This window comes from Dietzia aurantiaca, from assembly GCF_021033825.1.
In the GTDB taxonomy this organism is placed as follows: Bacteria; Actinomycetota; Actinomycetes; order Mycobacteriales; family Mycobacteriaceae; genus Dietzia; species Dietzia aurantiaca.
In genome coordinates, this window is the sequence record NZ_JAIFXZ010000010.1 from 14248 (window position 1) to 34031 (window position 19784).

Genomic DNA, 19784 nt, shown 5'->3' on the forward strand with positions numbered 1-19784 from the left:
GTACAGCACACCGATAACGCGTCCGGCAGGAACCGATCAGCAGGAGGTGGCCCGTGTTCGGAACGATGCTCGACACCCCACTTCTCGTCTCACGGATCCTCGAGCACGCGGCGGAACGCCACGGCGGCTCCACCATCACGGGGTTCGGGAGCCGGCTGGAACCCCACCCTGTCAGGTTCGATGTGGTGGCTGCCCGCGCCGCCGCCACCGCGCACGCGCTGTCCGCCCTCGGGGTCGGGATCGGTGACGTGGTGGGGATCCTCTCGGAGAGCCGTACGGAGTACGTCGAAGCCGTCTTCGCGCTCCCCGCGATGGGTGCGGTGGCGATGCCGGTCAACACCCTCCGCTCAGCGGATTTTAAGATCTCCGCGCTCGGGGAGAACAGGGTGTCGGTGATCCTCGTGGACCCGGAGATCCTCTCCCCTGTCCTCGAGATCGTGTCGGGTGTGGCGAGCCTGCGCCACGTCGTCGTCATGGACAGTCACGTACCCTCCGACCTCCCCGGCACGCACCTCGAGGTCCACGCACTCGAAGCCCTCCTCGACGGGCGACCCACGGCCTACCCGTGGCCTGATCTCGACGAGCGGACCGCGGCGGCCATCGCGTACACCTCCGGCACCACCGGCAACTCCAAGGGTGTCGCGTACACGCACCGGTCGATCTGGCTCCACTCCATGCAGATCTGCATGGCCGAGAGCGCCGCGCTCCGCAGCGGCGACACCGTGCTGAGCACGGTCCCCATGCATCACGTCATGTCATGGGGGATGCCGTACGCCGCATTCATGTCCGGGGCCAGCCTGATCACCGCTCGGCCGCGACCCGGCGAGGCGCTGCACACGGGTGCCGACCTCGCCAACCTCCTGGGCACGCATCGCCCCAACAAAGTCGTCACCACCCCGGCCGCGCTCCAGCAACTTCTCGGCAGGCTGGAGACTCATCCGCAATCGCTCTCCCACCTGACCGAGATCGTCGTGGGCGGGTCCGGCGTACCGGAGGCGTTGATCGATGCCTTTGTCGAGCGTCACGGTGTCCCCCTGATCCAGGCCTACGGGCTCACCGAGACCAGCCCCATCGCCGCCTTCGCCCGGCCCGACCCCCACTCCTCGGCCACCCACCGGCGCGCCCAGATTCTCGGGCAGGGCCGCTTCTCTGCGGGCGTGCAGTCCCGCGTGGTCGACGGGGACCGGGTACAACCCAACGACGGGTGGTCCGTCGGCGAACTCCAACTCCGCGGCCCGTGGGTGACCGCCCGTTATCTCGACGACGCGGCCCCTGAGCGGTTCGTCGACGGGTGGCTGCGGACCGGCGACATGGCCAGCATCTCGCCCAAGGGGTACCTCGCCGTGGTGGACCGGGTCGACGACACGATCGCCTCGGGCGGGGAACTGATCTCCAGCATCGAACTCGAGCACGCGGTGCTCCGGGACGAACGGGTGGCGGACGCCGCGGTGATCGGTGTGCCCGACGAGCGCTGGGGCAGCCGGCCCCTCGTTCTGGTGCGTCTCAAACCCGGGGTGACGGCTCGCGCGCGCTCGCTCTGGGAGGGGCTCGAGGGCGTGCTCGAGATGTGGAAGCGGCCGGATCGGTGGGCGTTTGTCGATGACATCCCCAGGACCACGGTCGGAAAGTACGACAAGATCCGGATCCGCGCGCGGCACGCGTCCGGCGATTACGAGATCACCAGGATCACGCCCGGGTCCACGCGGTGAGGACGACGCCCGCCCGGGATCACCCGGCGGGGCGTACGTACATCACTGTCCTCGGTGCCGAAGCACCCGGGCCGTCTCGTCATTCCGACCCGGCGCTCTCACTCGGCGGCGACCACCCGGGCGCCGTCGGCGATCCGTAGATCGAGTACCCGCCACCCCTGCGCCTCGGCGAGGTCGCGTAGATCCGAAGGGAGGCCGGACGTGCCGAGCACCAGCACGGTGGGGCCTGCGCCGGACACCGTCGCGGCGAATCCCCGCTCGCGAAGCCGCGTCACCCACTCCGTGGTCGCGACCAGCGCCGGCGCGCGGTACGACTGGTGAAGTCGGTCCTCGGTCGCCGCCACGAGGAACTCGGGGTGGGACGCGAGCGCCACGGACATCAGCGCGGCGCGGCTGGCGTTGAACGCCGCGTCCTCGTGCGGCACCGTCGCCGGGAGCAGTCCCCGGGTCTGGGCGGTCGACGACGTCTCTGACGGCACCAGCACCGTCGCGACGATCGACGGATCGACCTCCATGCGAACCGCACGATAGGTCACCGCGGTGGCCGAACGCTCGGTCCACGAGACCACGACGCCGCCGAGCACGCTGGCCGCGGCGTTGTCCGGATGTCCCTCGAACTCGCTGGACAACTGGACCAGGTGCTCGGCCGTGAGGGCGCCGTCCATGAGGCCGTTGGCGGCGACCAGGCCACCGACCGCGGCGGACGCCGACGACCCCAGCCCCCGGGAATGCGGGATGGCGTTGTGGCACGAGATCCGCACGCCCGGCACCCCCACGCCCCCGGCCCGCAGTCCCGCCTCGACGGCCTTGGCGACCAGATGAGACGCGTCCTCGGGAACCTCCCCGGCCCCCTCGCCGGTGACCTCGAGCTCCAGGCCCGACTCGATCGTGGTGACCGTGATCGTGTCGTAGAGCCCCAGGGCCACACCGAGCGCGTCGAAGCCGGGGCCGAGATTGGCACTCGACGCCGGCACCTCGACGGTGACGGACCGGCCGACCGGCAGGATGCGGCCGCCCGAGCTGCCGAAGACCTCCGGGCCCGGACCGTTCATGTCGCTCATTCCAGACCGAGGGCGCCGGCGACTGCCGAGGGGTCGACCGGGACCGGCTCGACCTCAGGCATGCCCAACAGTGCCGTGTCCGGGTCCTTGAGCCCGTTGCCGGTCACCGTGCACACGATCGTCTGGCCGGCCTCGAGCTCGCCGCCCGCGTGGGCGTCGAGCAGACCGGCCACCGACGCCGCCGAGGCGGGCTCCACGTAGACGCCGTCCTTGCCCGCGACCATGCGGTACGCCTCGAGGATCTGCTCGTCGGTGCGCTTGCGGAAGGTGCCGCCGGACTCTTCGCGGGCGTTCACCGCGCCATCCCACGACGCCGGGGCGCCGATGCGGATCGCGGTGGCGATGGTCTCGGGGTTCTTCACCGGCGCGCCGTCGACGAGCGGGGCTGCGCCGGCGGCCTGAACACCCATCATGCGGGGACGGTTCGGGATGATCCCGTCCGCGTGGTACTCGGAGTAGCCACGCCAGTACGCGGTGATGTTGCCCGCGTTGCCGACGGGCAGGAAGTGCAGGTCCGGGGCACGCCCGAGAACGTCCACGATCTCGAACGCGGCGGTCTTCTGACCCTCGATGCGGACCGGGTTGACCGAGTTGACCAGACCGATCTCCGCGTAGGTCGCCGTGGTCTTGCGGGCCAGCTCGAGACAGTCGTCGAAGTTGCCGTCGACCTGGATGATGGTCGCGCCCATCATCACGGCCTGCGCGAGCTTGCCGGCGGCGATCTTGCCCTGCGGGATGAGGACCGCGCACTCCATACCGGCGCGCGTGGCGTACGCGGCTGCCGAGGCCGAGGTGTTGCCGGTGGACGCGCACAACACGGCGCGCTGGCCGCGGGCCTTCGCGTCGGTGACGGCCATCGTCATACCGCGGTCCTTGAACGACCCGGTGGGGTTGAGGCCCTCCACCTTGAGGTAGACCTCGCACCCGGTGACCGCCGAGAGATGGGTCGCCCGGATGAGCGGCGTGCCGCCCTCGTAGAGGGTCACCGGCTCCCAGTTCTCACCGATAGGGAGACGGTCGCGGTAGGCCTCGATCAGGCCGGGCCAGCGGCTGTGCACGGGCTGGTGGGTGTTGCTCATTCGGTGTCCACTCCCTCGAGACGGATGACGCTGGTGATGTCCGTGACGGCGTCCTGATCGGAGAGCGCGGCCACCGTGTCGGCGAGCGCGCGCTCGGAGGCGCGATGAGTCAGCACCGTTAGCTCAGCGCTGGCCGGCGCATCGTCGCCTTCTCCCACGGCGGCCTGGACCTCGGTCTGACGGCACTGGGCGATCGAGACCCCGTGGTTCGAGAACTCCGCGGCCACGAGCGCGAGCACACCGGGCTTGTCCGCCACACGCATGCGCACGTGGTAGCGCGTGAGGATCTCATCCATCGAGGCCACCGGGAGGGCGGCGTACGTGGACTCGCCGGGGGCACGGCCCGCGCCGACCTTGTTGCGGGCGGCCGCGACCATGTCGCCGAGCACCGCCGACGCGGTCGGCGCACCACCGGCACCCTGGCCGTAGAACATGAGCCGACCGGCCGCCTCCGCCTCGACTACGACCGCGTTGAACGCGCCGTTCACCGCGGCGAGCGGGTGGCTGTTGGGCAGCAGGGCGGGATAGACGCGGGCGGAGACCGCCTCGGTGCCGTCGGCGCGGCGCAGCTTCTCACAGATGGCGAGCAGCTTGATGGTGCAGTCCATGTCGCGCGCCGACTCGAAGTCGTCCGGGGAGATCCGAGAGATCCCCTCGCGGTAGACGTCCCCGGCGGTCACCCGGCTGTGGAAGGCGATCGAGGCGAGGATGGCCGCCTTGGCGGCCGCGTCGTAGCCCTCGACGTCCGCGGTGGGGTCGGCCTCGGCGTATCCCAGTCGCGAGGCCTCGGCCAGCGTCTCGGAGTAGTCGGCGCCGGTGGAGCCCATCTCGGACAGGATGTAGTTCGTCGTCCCGTTGACGATGCCGACCACGCGCTCGACCTGGTCACCCGCCATCGAACGGCGAAGCGGGCCGATCACGGGGATCGCGCCGGCCACAGCTGCCTCGAAGTACAGGTCGGTGCCGGTGGCGTCGACCACCTCGGCCAGCTCGTCGGTGTACTCGGCCAGCAACGCCTTGTTGGCGGTGACGACGGACTTGCCGTGGCGCAACGCCTCGAGGAGGAGGGGACGTGGGACGTCGATGCCACCCATGAGTTCGACGACGACGTCGACGTCGTCCCTCGACACGAGCGTGGACGGGTCCGCGGTGAGCAGCTCGGGGTCCACCCCGCGATCCTTCGTCAGGTCACGGACAGCGACCCCCCGAAGCTCCAGCGGCGCACCGATCCGCGCGGCCAGTGCCTCCGCGTTCTCGGTCATGAAGCGGATGACCTCGCTGCCGACGGTGCCCATCCCGAGCACCGCCACCCCTACGGGTCGCACGCCTGACGCTGTTGCGTCGCTCACTGTCCCACCTCCAGGCTCGTCAGATCGTCAAGAGTCTCACGGCGCAGCACGAGTCGTGCCCGCCCGTCGCGAACCGCCACCACTGCGGGGCGTCCGATGAGGTTGTACCGGCTCGACATGGAATAGCAATAGGCCCCGGTCGCCGCGACGGCGACGAGGTCGCCGGCCCCGACGTCCTCGGGCATCCACAGGTCGCGAACCACCACGTCACCGCTCTCGCAGTGCTTGCCCACCAGACGGGAGACCACCGGTGTCGCGGTCGACTTCCGACCCACGAGCCGGGCGTCGTACTCGGCGTCGTACAGGGCGGTGCGGATGTTGTCGCTCATCCCCCCGTCGACGCTGACGTAGCGCCGACTCTCGCCGCCGGCGAGTTGGACGTCCTTGGTCACGCCGACCTCGTACAGCGTGACCGTGCCCGGGCCGGCGATCGCTCGTCCCGGCTCGACGACCAGCGTCGGCGGGGTCAGGTCTGCCTCCCGGGCGAACGACTCGACGATCTCGGTCAGCGACGCGGCCAGCTGGGCGACGGGCGGCGGATCGTCTGACGGGACATAGCTGATCCCCAGGCCGCCTCCGAGATCGAGGTGATCGAGCTGCCTGGTCCGCTCGGCACCGAACTCGTCGACGATGTCCCGGAGCAGCCCGATCACGCGGCGGGCGGCGAGTTCGAATCCGTCGATCTCGAAGATCTGCGAGCCGATGTGGCTGTGCAGTCCGGTCAACCGGATGTTCTGTGCCGCGAACACGGCCCGGACGGCCTCCATCGCGGCGCCGCCGGAGAGGGAGAAGCCGAACTTCTGGTCCTCGTGGGCGGTCGCGATGAACTCGTGGGTATGTGCCTCGACTCCGACGGTCACGCGGATGAAGACATCCTGGACGACCCCTTCCTCAGCCGCGATGCGGTCGAGGAGCGCGATCTCTGACATCGCATCGATCACGACATGGCCGACACCGTTGCGCACGGACATGCGGAGTTCGTCACCGGACTTGTTGTTGCCGTGGACCGTGATCCGCTCAGCCGGGAAACCGGCGCGAAGTGCGATGGCGAGCTCGCCGCCCGAGGCCACGTCCAGACTCAGGCCTTCCTCGGCGACCCAGCGGGCGACCTCGGTGCACAGGAACGCCTTGGAGGCGTAGTGCACGTGGTCCGCTCCCCCGAACGCCGCGGCCATCTCCCGGCAGCGGGACCGGAAATCGTCCTCATCGATCACGAACAGCGGTGTGCCGTACTCGGCCGCGAGCTCCGATGCGGCGACTCCGGCGAACTCCACGACCCCGTCCTCGCGACGCCGGGCGCCCCGGGGCCAGACCGCCGGGGCGAGGTTCATGAGCGCGTCGGCGTCACCGGGCCGCTCGCCGATGGCCGGTGCGTGCGGGTACTCGTGCCGCGAGCCCGCGGGGTGCGCGCTCACATCTTCTCCGGTGCGTTGACACCGATCAGGTGCAGGCCGTTGGCCAGAGTCTGTCGGGTGGCCGCACTCAGGGCCAGGCGGGCGGCGTGCAGCGGGCCGGGTTCCTCGTCCCCCATCGGCAGCACCCGGCAGGTGTCGTAGAACCGGTGGTAGGCAGCTGCCAACTCCTCGAGATACCGGGCCACCCGGTGGGGCTCGCGGAGGTCCGCGGCACTGGCCACCACGCGCGGGAACTCGCCGATGGTGCGGATGAGCGCGCCCTCACGGTCCTCGACCAGCAGCGCCATGTCGGCGCCCTCGACGGTGACGCCGAGGTCGGCCGCGTTGCGGGCCAACGAGCACAGGCGCGCGTGCGCGTACTGGACGTAGAACACCGGGTTGTCGTTCGTGGCCGAGGCCCACAGCTGCAGGTCGATGTCCATCGTCTGGTCGACCGAGGAGCGGATGAGCGCGTATCGGGCGGCGTCCACACCGATGGCGTCGACGAGATCGTCCAGGGTGATGACGGTGCCGGCACGCTTGCTCATCTTGACCGGGGCGCCGTCACGGACGAGGTTGACCATCTGTCCGATGAGGACCTCGATCGTGGCCGGATCGTCGCCGAGGGCGGCGGCGGCGGCCTTGAGGCGGGCGATGTAGCCGTGGTGGTCCGCCCCCAGCATGTAGATGCAGAGGTCGAAGCCGCGCTCCCGCTTGTCGAGGAAGTACGCGATGTCACCGGCGATGTACGCGGCATTCCCGTCGGACTTCAGGACCACCCGGTCCTTGTCGTCCCCGAACGAGGTGGAACGCAGCCACCAGGCCCCGTCCGACTCGTAGAGATTGCCGTTGCCCTTGAGAGTCTCCACGGCACGATCGACCGCGCCGGAGGTGAACATCGAGTTCTCGTGCGTGTAGACATCGAACACCGTGCCGAAATCCGCGAGTGAGGACTTGATGTGGCTGAACATCATGTCGACGCCCACGGAACGGAAGATCTCCAGCGACTCCGCTTCGGGCTTGTCCAGCACATCCGGGTGCTCGGCGACGATCCGGGCCGCGATGTCCTCGATGTAGGCACCGGCGTAGCCGTCCGCAGGGGTGGGCTCCCCCTTGGCCGCGGCAGCGAGCGACGTGCTGAACCGGTCGATCTGGGCGCCGTGGTCGTTGAAGTAGTACTCGCGGGTGACCTCGGCGCCGGATGCCTCGAGGACCCGGCCCAGCGCGTCACCGACAGCAGCCCACCGGGTTCCGCCGAGGTGGATGGGCCCGGTCGGGTTGGCCGAGACGAACTCGAGGTTCACCCGGCGGCCAGACATCGCATCCCCCGCCCCGTAGTCGACGCCCTTGGCGAGCACGGTGGACACCAGGGATCCCTGCGCACCGGAGTCGAGGCGGATATTGAGGAAACCCGGCCCGGCGATCTCAGCCGATTCGATTCCCGCGTCCGCCACCAGCGCGGTCGCGAGATCACCTGCGAGGTCACGCGGCGCGACGCCGACCTTCTTGCCCAGCTGCAGCGCGATGTTGGTCGCGTAGTCACCGTGTTCCGGATTGCGCGGTCGTTCGACCGTCACCGTCTCCGGAACGAGCGAGATATCGGCCCCGCGATCGGTGAGGACGGTGATGAGGGCGGCACGGATGACGGCGGCGAGATCAGCGGGAGTCACGTCTTCATATCCTAGGTGTCGGCACGTCGTCGGGGGAATCGGCGTCACGGTCACCGCTCCCGGGTCCAGCCGGGCGTGCCCGATGCGGCCGCTCTCCGGGACCGGTGCTACGATCAGTCTCGCTGTTCGAGAGGTGCCACCCACGTGGTGGGGCCCGAGAGCCGCCTCCGGTCTCCACGGCCGGTATCCCGCCCTCGTAGCTCAGGGGATAGAGCGTTGGTTTCCGGTACCAAAGGTCAGGGGTTCGATTCCCTTCGGGGGCACAACCGAAATAGCGGGAGGGCCCGGGCAGATGCCCGGGCCCTCCCGCTATTTCGGGCCCATCGGGTCCACTCGGTTGGTTTCAGCTGGGCAGCGTGATCCCGTCGACCTGGTCGATACGCGCGACGACCCGCTCATAGATGTCGGTCAGCATCCGCACCTCATCGTCGCTGATCACGTCGACGAACAGTTCCCGGACCTTCTCCACGTGCTTGGGCGCGACGGAACCAATCGCCTCGGCCCCCTGTTCGGTCAGCGTGACGATGGTGCCGCGTCCGTCCTCGGCGCACTCGGTCTTGGCGACCAGTCCGCGACCCTCCATTCGCCTGACCTGATGGGACACGCGGCTACGGTCCCAGCCGAGGGCCGCGCCGAGGTCACGGGCACGGAGTCCACCGCGTTCGGACTCGCTGAGGCTCACCAGCACGGCGTAATCCGACTGCGACATCGAAGCATCCCGCTGTAGCTGGCGCTCGACTGCGAGGTCCAGCAGCTGATTCATGTCCCGGTACCTCCGCCACATGCGCTGCTCGTCATCGTTCAACCAGCGTGTCTCGCTCATACGACCATTCAAGCACGGGCGGGGGCCGGTCCCGGCGTCAGGCATCGCCGCGCCGACGCGGTTTGATAGCGGTGTTCACTCCGGACTCTGGCCGGATCGACGCATCACATGGGTACGCGCGCCACCGATCCCTGCGAACCTCGCCCGGTCACAGGTGAGCACGATGACCTGGGAGGTCGTCGCTGCGGCGGCGATGACGGCCCCCATGGTCAGTCGGCGTGTGGGGTCGGTGTAACCCATCGTGTCGTCTAGGAACACCGGCACCCCGTCCGTGCCGACGAGGCGGGCACAAGCGATCCGGACGATGACCGCCAACTGTTCCCTGGCGCCGCCGGACAGCGAGTCGTAGTTCACGGTGACGCCGCCGATCCTGCGCGAGAGGATCGTCAGGTCATCGCCGAGCAGCACGTCGAACTCCCGGCCGTACACCAGAGCACCGAGCTCTACGACCGCTCGATGAAAGGGCTCCTGGTAGGCGCGCATCGCCTCGGAACGGCGCGTGGTCAGGGTGCGGTGCAGCAGGTCGGCTGCGCGGGCGCGACGCCACAGTGCGCCGTTCTCGCGCTCCGCCTCGTCGAGCTCCCGCTCGGCGGCCGAGACATCGCCCAGACGTCCCTGATCACCGATCGCGTTCACCCGCCCCAGCGCGGTGGCCACCGCGCCGGCGGACTCGCGCTCCTCATTCCGCAGTGTCGCAAGCGACGCCCGGGCGTTCTCCAGCAACTCCGGAGGAGCGTCGGACAGCGCCTCATCGAGAGATGCGCGAGCCACCCGCGCGGATTCCCGGGCCTCCTCGAGCCTGGCTCGGGTCAGCTCCTCGGCTCCGGCCAGCTCCGCGTCCGCCGTGACCGCGCGGGCCGCGTCGAGGACCCGGGCCCGTTCTTCGAGCCGCGACTCCCCCTCCTCGGCCAGCGCGATTCGCGTGGCGTACGCCGTGCGGATGGTCTCCGCCTCGGTCGCCGCTGCGCGATCCTCCGCCCGCCGCGAGGACAGGGTGTCTTCCGCCTGAGCCGCCACGACCACGGGGTCGGACTCCGGACCTTCGTCCGCAGCCGCGCCGGATCCGATGTCCGGCGACGTCCCCTCCGCCGCCCGGTCCGCCACTACTTCGGGGTCTTCCGCGGCCTCGTCCGCGCCGAGCCGCTCTCGTAGAGCGTCCCTTCGGGCACCGAGATCGTCGAGAGTCTCCCCGCTGAGCAGGTCCGCCCGCCTCCGGCGCAACGCCTCGACCTGGGCGCGCAGTGCGTCGGCGCGTCGAGCGCGGTCCTCCGCCTCCTCCCGATCCGCCACCGCGTGCTTCCCGAGTTGCGCGGCCAGACGCGCCCGCGCCGAGGCCTCCTCGCGGCGCACGGTGTCCGTATCGCCGGCCGGCACCACGGTCAGCGAGAGATCTCCCACCTCGAAGACGGTGTCCTCGACGATGCGTTGGGACCATCCGGGGCCAGCGTCTCGCGTCTCGCCGGAGACGACGACCTCGCCACTGCCCGCGACTTCGACAGTCGGAGCGCTTGCATTGCTGCGCACGACGGCTTCCCGCAGCGTCTCATCCGCAGACCGGATCTCGTTGACCGCGTCGGCCGAGATCTCCATCTCGGAAAGCTGCGTCACGGTGACCGCCAGGTCGTCGCCGACGGACGTGGCGGTCTCGATGAGCTGCTCGAGTCGCGTGAGCTCTCTGCGGCGGTGCTCGCGGTCCCGGGCCGCGCGGGCCTCGTCGAGGTGCGCCCGCGCTCGTGTGAGATCCGCCTCGGCCGCCTCCAATGCCGACCGTGCCGCCTTGGCACGCTCCTCGGCCGGTGCCAGGCGCTCTCCCTCGGTGTCGACGGCGGCGCGAGCATCTGCGGCTCTGCGGCGTTCCCGCCCGACCTCCTCGACAAGCGTCGCTCGTTCCCGGCTGCCGCGCACAGCCGCATCGTGGTCGGCGGCCGCCCGATCGACCTCGGTGTCCGCGGCGGAACTGATCTGCCTCCGATCGGCCACCACCAGCCCGGCTGCCTCCAGCCGCGACACCTCCGACTCCACGGTCCTCAGGGACTCGGTGTGGGCCCGGTGCACCGCCGCCTGCGCGGCATGATCGTCAACAGCCGCGTCCAGCTCGGCGTGGCCGGCCCGGGCGGCGGACAGCGCCGCGCGTGCCTCAGCCAGCCGGGCCTCCGACCTGGCCAGCTCGCCGGTCGGCTCCCCTCGCCGCGTCGTGAGATAGCGATTGCGTTCCTCCGCGACCCGCGAGATCAGGTTGTCGTCCCCCGTCGGGTCCTCACCACCGGCCGCCGCGTCGAGAGCCCGACGCAAGGAGTCCATTCCCCTGGCCGCGTCAACCTGCCCGATCGGCTCGTCCTGGGCGATGCGCAGCGCCCGCCAGAGCGAGCGATCGACTCGTCGTTCCAGCAGATCCCGTACGTGATCGTGCGCGTCGTCTCCCGACATTGCCTGCCGGGCCGACCCGGGGAACTCCAGGGACGTCCGCTTACCCCGGACGAACTCCTTGCGATAGAGCATCCGTTGGTCGTCGATCGTGAACTCGGCCTCGACCACCACCGGAACATCCCTGCCCACCGGACTGGACGCCTTGACGTCCGCCCGACCGGACGAGGCCTTGTGCTCGAGAAGCATGTCGAGCGCATCCATGAGGCTGGTCTTTCCCGACTCGTTGGGCCCCTCGACCACGAGGACCCCGCGGTTCGGGACCTCGACCTCCTCGCGGGTCACGCCCCGGAAGTCCTCGAGCATCAACCGGTGCAGGATCATCGCGTCCCCCCGTCCACGAATCGGTACAGCAGGCTGAGTGCATGCCCGGCGTCCTCGGCCTCCGACCCACCGGCCGAGGCCATCTCCATCAGGTCCGCCACCGCCCGCCCCGCGTACCCGTCGACGAGGTCGGTGAGATCGGTGTCGTCCGCACGCACGACCAGGTGGGTGCGCGTCTCGCGGAGGTAGGCGCATGCGAACAGCGCCGACCACCGGTCCACCTCCTCGTCGATCCGCGCACGCAGGGCGACACCGACGGTGCCGGTCAGCCCCAGCTTCAGCACCGTGCGGGGCTTGTCCTCGATCGCCTCGATCCGCGTGGCGAGCGCATCCAGGTCCGCGTCCGTGTCGATCTGCGCGTTGAGCGCGAGGAATGACCAACGACCGGTCCGCAGGGGTGTCACCGTGGAACCGCCACGCCGGCCACCCGGGAGCGCGCGCTCGAGCTCGACGAGCAGGGCGTGGCCGGAATCCTTCTCCACATCGTCGAAGTCCGTCGTCTCGGGGCTTCCCGAGAACCAGACCCGCTCCCCCGAGCCCACGCGGGTGACCGAATGGCGATCACCGAGGGCCACATAGTCGAGCCGCCCGGAGTCGACGGCCTGCTCGAGCGCGGACACGGCGATCGCCTCCACCGAGGGCGAGTGCCCGCCGAAGACCTCGTCGGTTCCACCGTGTGCCACCAGCACGCGCAGCGCCGCGGACGGCTCGAGGGATTCCAGCAACGTGGGCAGGCGGGAGGGATCAGGCCGCTTGGAGGTCCACGGGATGCCGACCACCTCGACTCCCGGGAGAACCTCGACCGGGCCGGATCCGTCGAGAACGACGACGGCGCCGCCCTCGACCGCCGACGAGAAGTCCCGACACCGCAGGACCGACGACACATCCAGCGGATCGTGATTGCCCGGCAGCACGAGGACGGGGACGGGGAACGACGCCAACACCTCGGCCGCGCGGAGCACCACGGACCTGGGGACTGCGTTGTCCTCGAACGCATCACCGGCCACGACGATGAACTGCGCACCGTACTCCGTGGCGAGACCACCGAGCGATTCAACCGCGGCCAGCCGGTCCGCGGTATAGACGGCCTGCGACTCGTCCCCCAGGAACCTCCTGGTCATGCCGAGCTGCCAGTCGGCCGAGTGGAGGAATCGAACGGTGTGGCCGTCCCGTGGGGTGGTCATGGTCGCATCGTAGGTCGCGGGTACGACAGCGGTCCCGGACGGCTCTGCCGTCAGCGCGATCGGTAGTCGCCGAACGCGTCGAGGAAGTCCTCGAGATCGGCGACCACGCGCAACTGCTCGAGCGGGTCGTTGGTCGCGGCGGCGGCCATTCTTCTGGTGACCGGGGCGTCCAGCAGATCCTCGAGCCCGGCCGGTGCGGGCGAGGGCACCGTCGGCAGTAGCGGGTCACTGCCCCACAGACTCTCCTCAACATCGACGCCCACCGTGTCGCCCTCGCCGCCGGGGCCCCTCAGTACCGCTCCCAACTGGTGGGCGCCCAGTCCACGCAACTCGAACATCACCTGGGGCGAGGCGTCCCACCACTCGACCATGATGTACGCCGCCGCCAGGACGTGCCGACAGGGCCCGGGCTGCACAGGGCAGTGGCACGAGTAGGAGGTGGCGCCGTGGAGCGCGGGCAGCAGTAGGAAGCCGATCGTGTCCGAGAATTCCCCGGCCAACGCGCCGAGCACCCCGTTCTCCTCCTGCCGAAGGGCCGTGCGGAGAGCCTCCGAGTCCGTCTCGTCCAGGGGTGCGAACGTGAACTCGACCGTGAAGGGCTCGGGTCTCGAGCTCTCGACATCGCAGCGGACCGTCCGGCCCGAGTGTCCCAGGGACAGGACCTTGTCCTTGCGCGCGTCGGTCCGGGCGAGGTGCGCTGCCCCGCGGGAGACCAGGGATTCGAGATCGCTGACCCACCGCCTGGCCCACATGTGCGCGCCGAACTGCCCGGCACGGGAGCGTGCCTCGATTCCCCGTCCGCTCTTCACGGTTCTTCCACCCCCTCATCGGTGAGGGCGACCAGCGCGCCCAGCTCCGCGTCGTCCAGCTCGGTCAACGCTCCGGCCATCGGCCCCAGGGTCAGCTCCGCCAGATCCCGCTTGGCCTCCAGGAGTTCGTCGATGCGATCCTCCACCGTCCCGGGGGCGACCAACGTCCGTACCTGGACCACCCGGGACTGGCCGATGCGGTGCACGCGGTCCGTGGCCTGGTTCTCCACCGCCGGGTTCCACCACCGGTCCAGGTGCACGACGTGGTTGGCCTCGGTCAGGGTCAGACCTGTGCCGCCGGCGCGCAGCGACGCGAGCATCACCGGGGGGCCACCAGGACTCTGGAACCCGCGGACCATCTCGGTCCGGGCCGCGGCGGTGACGCCGCCGTGCAGAAACGGCACCGCCGCGGCGGCCCGACGCTCCAGCATCGGGAGGATGAGGTCCCCGAAAGCCCGGTACTGGGTGAACAGCAGGACCTTCTCGTCGCTGGCGAGGATCTCGGTCAGCACCTCGTCGAGCGCGGCGAGTTTTCCCGACCTGTGTCGCCCTCCGCGAAGGAGGGCCGAACCGTCGCCGAGATAGTGGGCGGGATGGTTGCAGACCTGCTTGAGCGCCGTGAGCCCGGACAGGATGGCACCTTTCCGAGCGGCGCCCTCCGACTCCTTGACCTGTTCCAGCATGTCCTCGACCACCGCGCGGTACAGGGTCGCCTGCTCGCGCGTCAGGGGGGCGTCCACCCGGATGTGCTGCTTCTCCGGCAGATCGGAGACCACCCGCGGATCCGACTTGAGCCTGCGAAGGACGAACGGCCCCGCGAGCGCCCGGAGCCGGGACGCCGCGGCCTCGTCGCGATGGGATTCGATCGGCACCGCGAACCGCGCACGAAAGGTGCTCGCCGATCCCAGGGCCCCGGGGTTGGCGAACTCCAGGACCGCGCGGAGCTCATCGAGTCGGTTCTCGACCGGGGTGCCGGTGAGCGCGATCCGGTGCTCGGCGGGGATCGCCATGAGCGCCCGCGATACGCCGGTCGACGGATTCTTGATGGTCTGCGCCTCGTCCGCCACGAGCCGGCGCCACGGCACCTCGGACAGCATGTCGACGTCCCGGGCAGCCGTGCCGTACGAGGTCAGCACCAGATCGGCTGCTGCGAGCCGCTCGGCCGCCCCCTCGTCACGATCGCGCTCAGGTCCGTGATGGGTCGTCACCGACAGCTCCGGCGCGAACGTCGACGCCTCTCTGGCCCACGTGGACAGCAGGGTCAGTGGCGCGACGACCAGGGTCGGGCCGACCCGACAGGTCGGCTCGCCGGTCGGGTCCACGGCGCCCACCTCGGAGGCGGCGAGGGCGAGCACCTGCATCGTCTTGCCCAGCCCCATGTCGTCCGCGAGGACCGCACCGGTATCGGCGCGCGAGAGCGCGGTGAGCCAGCGCAACCCCTCGAGTTGGTACGGGCGTAGAGTCGCCCGGAACCAGTCGGGAAGATCGACCACGATCGACGACGACGAGGGGATCCAATCCAGGGTCGGGGGCGCGTTCACCTCGACGCCCTCGGCCTCTTCCGACATCAGCGCCGCCGCGAGCGCGGGGGCGGTCATCCGGCCGCCCCTGCGCGCGGCGAGGAAACGGGCCGCACGACGCAGTGCTCCGGAGTCCGCCCGTACCCACTGCCCGCGGAGTCTGACCAGATCCGACGCGGTGTCCAGGAGCATCTGCACCTCGGTGGGGTCCAGCGGCTCGTCGTCGACGATCATCTCCCAGTTGACATCGCTGAGCTGGTCCACACCGAGCCGCCTACCCGAGTCGACGGTCTCGGTCCCCGGCTCCGACACCACGACACGCACCGCGGTGCGGACCCGCGTCCATGCCCGCGGGAGCAGGACCTCGACGCCCCGGCCCCGCAGGGTCTCCACACCCTCGTCGACCAGCTCCACCACGAGCTCGGTGGGAAGGAGCAGATCCGGTCCGCCCCGCGCCGGGATCGCCCGTCCCAGCGGGGGCCACGACCGGACGGCCCTCTCGACGACGTCGCCCACCGCATCCGTGACCACCGAGGGATCCGGCAGCTCGGCGTAGGGGCGGAGCGAATCGGTGCCGGTCCGCACGAGGACCTCGAGGCGCCACAGGACCTCACCCCCGCCCTCGCCCGTGGAGGGGTCGTCGGAGGTCTCCCCCGCATCGTCGCCGAACCGGGGCTCGACGATGCGGAACACCACTTCCACGTCCCGGGCCGCGGCCGCCCGACCGAACTCCGCCACGGCGCCGGCCAGCGCCTGGCCGCCGGAGGGCACGTCCGCGCCGGTGATCAGTGCCGTGCCCAGCGCGCTGCGGCGATCCCTGGCAAGTGGCGCGAGCGCCATGCGCGCATGCTGGTCCGTGAGCGCGTCGAGCAGTCGATCCAACTCTTCGCGGCTCGTGACCAGTCCATGACACCGGGACAGGCACTCCGCGGCCCATGCACTCACGACCGGTGACGCCGCCAGCGACCATCCGGCCACCCAGCCGCCCTCGAAACGACTGAGTTCCGGAACGAGATGCCCCGACCGGACGAAGGCACCGACCCCGGCCGACAGCGCGGCCAGGGCCCGTAGCGCCGCGCCCGCCCAGAGCGCTCCGCCCTCTCCAACCCGGGTACCACCGGGGCGCCCGGCGCCCACGGGGGGTTCACCGGCCTCGAGGAGCCGACACAGATCGATGGCGGCGCCGACCGAGATGCGGATCCCCGGGACCCGCGCCTCGCGGACCCTACCCTCGACGGGAACGCGCACACCGATCTTGTGGGTGAGCGAATACCGCTCGAGGAACTCGACGACCGCCGCGGGTGCCCCGGCCCGCCCCACCGCCGTCACCGATCCGGCCGGCGCAACGGAACCCGGCCGCCGCAACCCCGTCTCACACCAAAGACCGACGGACCCCGACTGCCACACGGCGTGCAGGCGCGGTTCGGGTGTCTGGGTCACGCCCACATGTAAGCACGCAGGTCCGACATCGGGTCGGCGAGGACCCCGGCGACCCGTCGTCGTCGTCCTTTCCACAGGCCCGGCCACCTCCACAGGCCCCGCCCTCTCCGCCCCTCGACGCGCAGGTCGGGCGCGACCGCGCACGCATACTCACCCCGTGGCAGGAAAGTTCCCTCCGATCCCCCGACGAGCACTGGTGGTGTTCGTGCTCACGACAGGCGTGCTCGCGCTCGTCGTGGTGCTCGGTCAGCCCCGCGGGTCCGCCCCCGGGAGCCCGGCGCGGGACCGTGTCGTCCCGCTCCTCGACGCGGTCTCCGTGGTCCCTGAACGACCCGCGGTACCCGGATACGAACGGGGCTGCTCCGGCGACTCCGCCTGTGTGTTCGGGCCCGCCTGGAGCGACATGACCGGGGCGCCCGGCGGCGGTAACGGGTGTCCTACCAGGCAGGACGTCCTCGCCCGTGACATCCATGCCGGCGCCGGCGCCACGACGGGCGCGTGCGCGGCTCCCTCCGGGGTGTTGGTCGACCCGTACACCGGTCACACGGTCGATGTGGGGAGGTCAGGCGTGAGGGGAATCCATGTCGACCACGTCTTCCCGCTGTCGGCCGCCTGGGACCTCGGTGCGTGGGAATGGACCGCACGACGCCGCGCGGAGTTCGCGAACGACATCGACCACAACCTCCTGGCCGTCACCGGAGGCGTCAACACCCGCAAGAGCGACTCCACCCCCGCCGACTGGCTACCACCCGATCCCGCGCGACATTGCTTCTACGCCGCCCGCTACCTCACGGCCGCGATCGCCTACGGGCTGCCCGTGACCGATGCCGACCATGACGCGCTCTCGCGCGCGGTCAGCAGATGCCCGGAGTAACGCCGCCGCCCCGGCCCGTGAACGGGCCGGGGCGTCACCGGGGGTCGAAGTTGTCAGTAGCGCTCGCGGCTGCCACCGGAGCGACCGCGGAACCCGCCGCCACCACCACGGCGGTCGTCGTCCCGGCGCGGACCGCCCCCGCGGCGGTCATCGCCACCCCGGTATCCACCACGGTCGTCGCGTCGGTCATCGAACCTGCCGCCTCGGCGGTCACCTCCCCGGTCGTCGCGGTCCCCACGCTGGCCGCGGAATCCACCACCACGGGGCTTGCCGCCCCGGTCATCACGGTACGAGCCCGGTCGGCCCGACGGGGGCCCGGAGTCCGGACGGATGTCGATCTCGGCGCCGCCGACGACGATCCCCTTCATCGACTCGATCTGATCGGCCGGCAGATCCGCCGGGAGTTCGACGACGGAGTGATCGAAACGGATCGAGATGCGACCGATGTCCCCGCCGCGGAGTCCCGCCTCGTTCGCGAGCGCACCCATGATCGAACCGGGCTTGACGTTGTTCCGCTTGCCCACCGCGATCCGGTACTGCGCCATGTCCTTGCCCGACCGCGACGGACGCGGGCCGTCGGAGAAGTCCCGTGCCGGACGATCCCGACGATCATCGCGTCGTCCGTCCCGGTGATCATCGTGACGCTCACGGCGCTGCGGCCGCTCGGGCTCACGCATGAGGAACTCGTCCGAGTTGCGGGACTGGGTGGCGAGCGCTGCCGCGATATCCGCCATCGACACCGAATGCTCGGACGCGTAGTCCTCGACGAGCCGACGGAAGAGCGCGAGATTGGAGTCGTCCAGGCTCTCGGTGATCGACTGGGCGAACTTGGCCATCCGCATCTCGTTGACGTCGTCCACGCTCGGCAGCTGGATCTCGGTCAACGGCTGGCGGGTCGCGCGCTCGATCTGCGAGAGCAGACGCCGTTCGCGCGGGGTGACGAACAGCAACGCGTGACCGCTGCGGCCCGCGCGGCCGGTCCGGCCGATCCGGTGGACGTACGACTCGGTGTCGTGCGGGATGTCGTAGTTGACGACGTGGCTGATCCGCGGGACGTCGAGGCCGCGAGCGGCGACGTCGGTCGCCACGAGGATGTCCGTGCGGCCGTCCTTGAGCGCCTCGATCGTCCGCTCACGCAGGTTCTGCGGGATGTCGCCGTTGATCGGAGCGGCGGAGAAGCCACGTGCCCGCAGTCGCTCGGCGAGTTCCTCGGTGGCGGACTTGGTGCGCACGAACATGATCATCGCGTCGAAGTCCTCGACCTCGAGGATCCGGGTCAGCGCATCGAGCTTGTCGCGGTGGTGGACCAGCACATAGCGCTGCTGGATGTTCGGCGCGGTCGAGGTCTTGGACGCGACCTTCACCTCGGCCGGGTTGGTGAGGTAGCGCTGCGAGATCCGGCGGATCGCAGCCGGCATGGTGGCGGAGAAGAGCGCGACCTGCGTCGACTCAGGCGTATCGGAGAGGATCCGCTCGACGTCCTCCTGGAAGCCCATCGCGAGCATCTCGTCCGCCTCGTCCAGGACGAGGTGACGCAGGCCCGACAGATCGAGCGTGCCCTTCTTGAGGTGATCGATGACACGGCCGGGGGTGCCGACGATGATCTGCGCGCCTCGCCGCAGGCCCGAGAGTTGGATGCCGTACGCCTGCCCTCCGTAGATCGGCAGCACATTGACCTGCGGCATGTTCGCCGAATAGGTGACACAGGCCTCGGCGACCTGCAGGGCCAGCTCACGCGTCGGGGCGAGGACGAGTGCCTGCGGGCTCTTCACCGCGGGGTCGATGAGCGAGAGGATCGGCAGCGCGAAGGCCGCGGTCTTACCCGTGCCCGTCTGGGCCAGTCCGACGACGTCCCGCCCCTCGAGGACCAGTGGAATCGTCGCTTCCTGGATGGCCGAGGGAACCTCGTACCCCACATCCTGGACGGCCTTGGCCACGGCGGGCGCGAGGCCCATGTCGGCGAAGGTGACGCCGGGGGCGTCGCCGCCACCGGCTGGGATTGCTTCGGTGGACTCGGCCTCGGGGGACCCGGCCGGGGCTGACTCGGAAGATTCGGGCGTGCTGGCGTCGGTGTCGACCTCGTCGCCGGCAGTGGCGGTACGGTCCTCGTCGTTGTTGTTCATG

At 70.3% G+C, this 19784-nt stretch carries 13 protein-coding genes and 1 tRNA gene; 3 read left to right on the forward strand and 11 right to left on the reverse strand.

The features are described from left to right. Positions 1–53: 53 nt before the first annotated feature. On the forward strand, positions 54–1709 hold the full coding sequence (locus tag K3888_RS11375; RefSeq protein ID WP_230930383.1) for an AMP-binding protein: 1656 nt from the start codon (positions 54–56) through the stop codon (positions 1707–1709). A 98-nt stretch (positions 1710–1807) separates the two neighbouring features. Here K3888_RS11375 and thrB read toward each other — a convergent pair whose 3' ends face one another. The 5 genes from thrB to argS are packed head-to-tail and all read right to left on the reverse strand — an operon-like array spanning position 1808 to position 8262. Next, positions 1808–2770, reverse strand: coding sequence for a homoserine kinase (thrB, locus tag K3888_RS11380; RefSeq protein ID WP_230930384.1), 963 nt, complete (start codon positions 2768–2770; stop codon positions 1808–1810). Next, the gene (gene thrC, locus K3888_RS11385; RefSeq protein WP_230930385.1) at positions 2767–3849 is read right to left on the reverse strand and encodes a threonine synthase; all 1083 of its coding nucleotides are present in this window, start codon (positions 3847–3849) and stop codon (positions 2767–2769) included. Before thrC ends, thrB begins: the two co-directional genes overlap by 4 nt. Next, positions 3846–5198: a homoserine dehydrogenase gene (locus tag K3888_RS11390; protein ID WP_230930386.1), complete on the reverse strand. Its 1353-nt coding sequence runs from the start codon at positions 5196–5198 to the stop codon at positions 3846–3848. Before K3888_RS11390 ends, thrC begins: the two co-directional genes overlap by 4 nt. After that, positions 5195–6613 (reverse strand): diaminopimelate decarboxylase, encoded by a 1419-nt coding sequence (gene lysA, locus K3888_RS11395; RefSeq protein WP_230930387.1) that lies wholly within the window; start codon positions 6611–6613, stop codon positions 5195–5197. Before lysA ends, K3888_RS11390 begins: the two co-directional genes overlap by 4 nt. Then, positions 6610–8262 carry an arginine--tRNA ligase gene (gene argS, locus K3888_RS11400; protein ID WP_230930388.1) on the reverse strand — a complete coding sequence of 551 codons (1653 nt, stop codon included), beginning with the start codon at positions 8260–8262 and terminating at the stop codon, positions 6610–6612. The genes lysA and argS overlap by 4 nt, the downstream gene beginning before the upstream one ends. Positions 8263–8452: 190 nt before the next feature. On the opposite strand from argS, the gene K3888_RS11405 reads away from it, so the two are divergent. Continuing rightward, positions 8453–8525: transfer RNA gene (locus K3888_RS11405), tRNA-Arg, on the forward strand. An 80-nt stretch (positions 8526–8605) separates the two neighbouring features. On the opposite strand, the gene K3888_RS11410 is transcribed toward K3888_RS11405, so the two are convergent. The 5 genes from K3888_RS11410 to K3888_RS11435 all read right to left on the reverse strand — a co-directional run bounded on the left by K3888_RS11410 (position 8606) and on the right by K3888_RS11435 (position 16786). Beyond that, positions 8606–9085: a MarR family winged helix-turn-helix transcriptional regulator gene (locus tag K3888_RS11410; RefSeq protein ID WP_230930389.1), complete on the reverse strand. Its 480-nt coding sequence runs from the start codon at positions 9083–9085 to the stop codon at positions 8606–8608. 75 nt (positions 9086–9160) lie between these two features. Next, on the reverse strand, positions 9161–11833 hold the full coding sequence (locus K3888_RS17700; protein ID WP_269075107.1) for an AAA family ATPase: 2673 nt from the start codon (positions 11831–11833) through the stop codon (positions 9161–9163). Beyond that, positions 11830–13017, reverse strand: coding sequence for a metallophosphoesterase family protein (locus K3888_RS11425; RefSeq protein WP_230930390.1), 1188 nt, complete (start codon positions 13015–13017; stop codon positions 11830–11832). The genes K3888_RS17700 and K3888_RS11425 overlap by 4 nt, the downstream gene beginning before the upstream one ends. Positions 13018–13067: 50 nt before the next feature. After that, positions 13068–13826, reverse strand: a complete 759-nt coding sequence (locus tag K3888_RS11430) for a hypothetical protein (protein WP_230930391.1) — start codon at positions 13824–13826, stop codon at positions 13068–13070. Continuing rightward, positions 13823–16786: a DEAD/DEAH box helicase gene (locus K3888_RS11435; RefSeq protein ID WP_230930392.1), complete on the reverse strand. Its 2964-nt coding sequence runs from the start codon at positions 16784–16786 to the stop codon at positions 13823–13825. Before K3888_RS11435 ends, K3888_RS11430 begins: the two co-directional genes overlap by 4 nt. Positions 16787–16943: 157 nt before the next feature. Between K3888_RS11435 and K3888_RS11440 the strand changes: the two genes are divergently transcribed. Further along, entirely contained in the window at positions 16944–17660 is a 717-nt protein-coding gene (locus tag K3888_RS11440; RefSeq protein ID WP_230930393.1) for an HNH endonuclease family protein, read from the forward strand. A 53-nt stretch (positions 17661–17713) separates the two neighbouring features. On the opposite strand, the gene K3888_RS11445 is transcribed toward K3888_RS11440, so the two are convergent. Next, on the reverse strand, positions 17714–19783 hold the full coding sequence (locus K3888_RS11445) for a DEAD/DEAH box helicase (RefSeq protein WP_230930394.1): 2070 nt from the start codon (positions 19781–19783) through the stop codon (positions 17714–17716). Between the last annotated feature and the right edge of the window lies 1 nt (position 19784).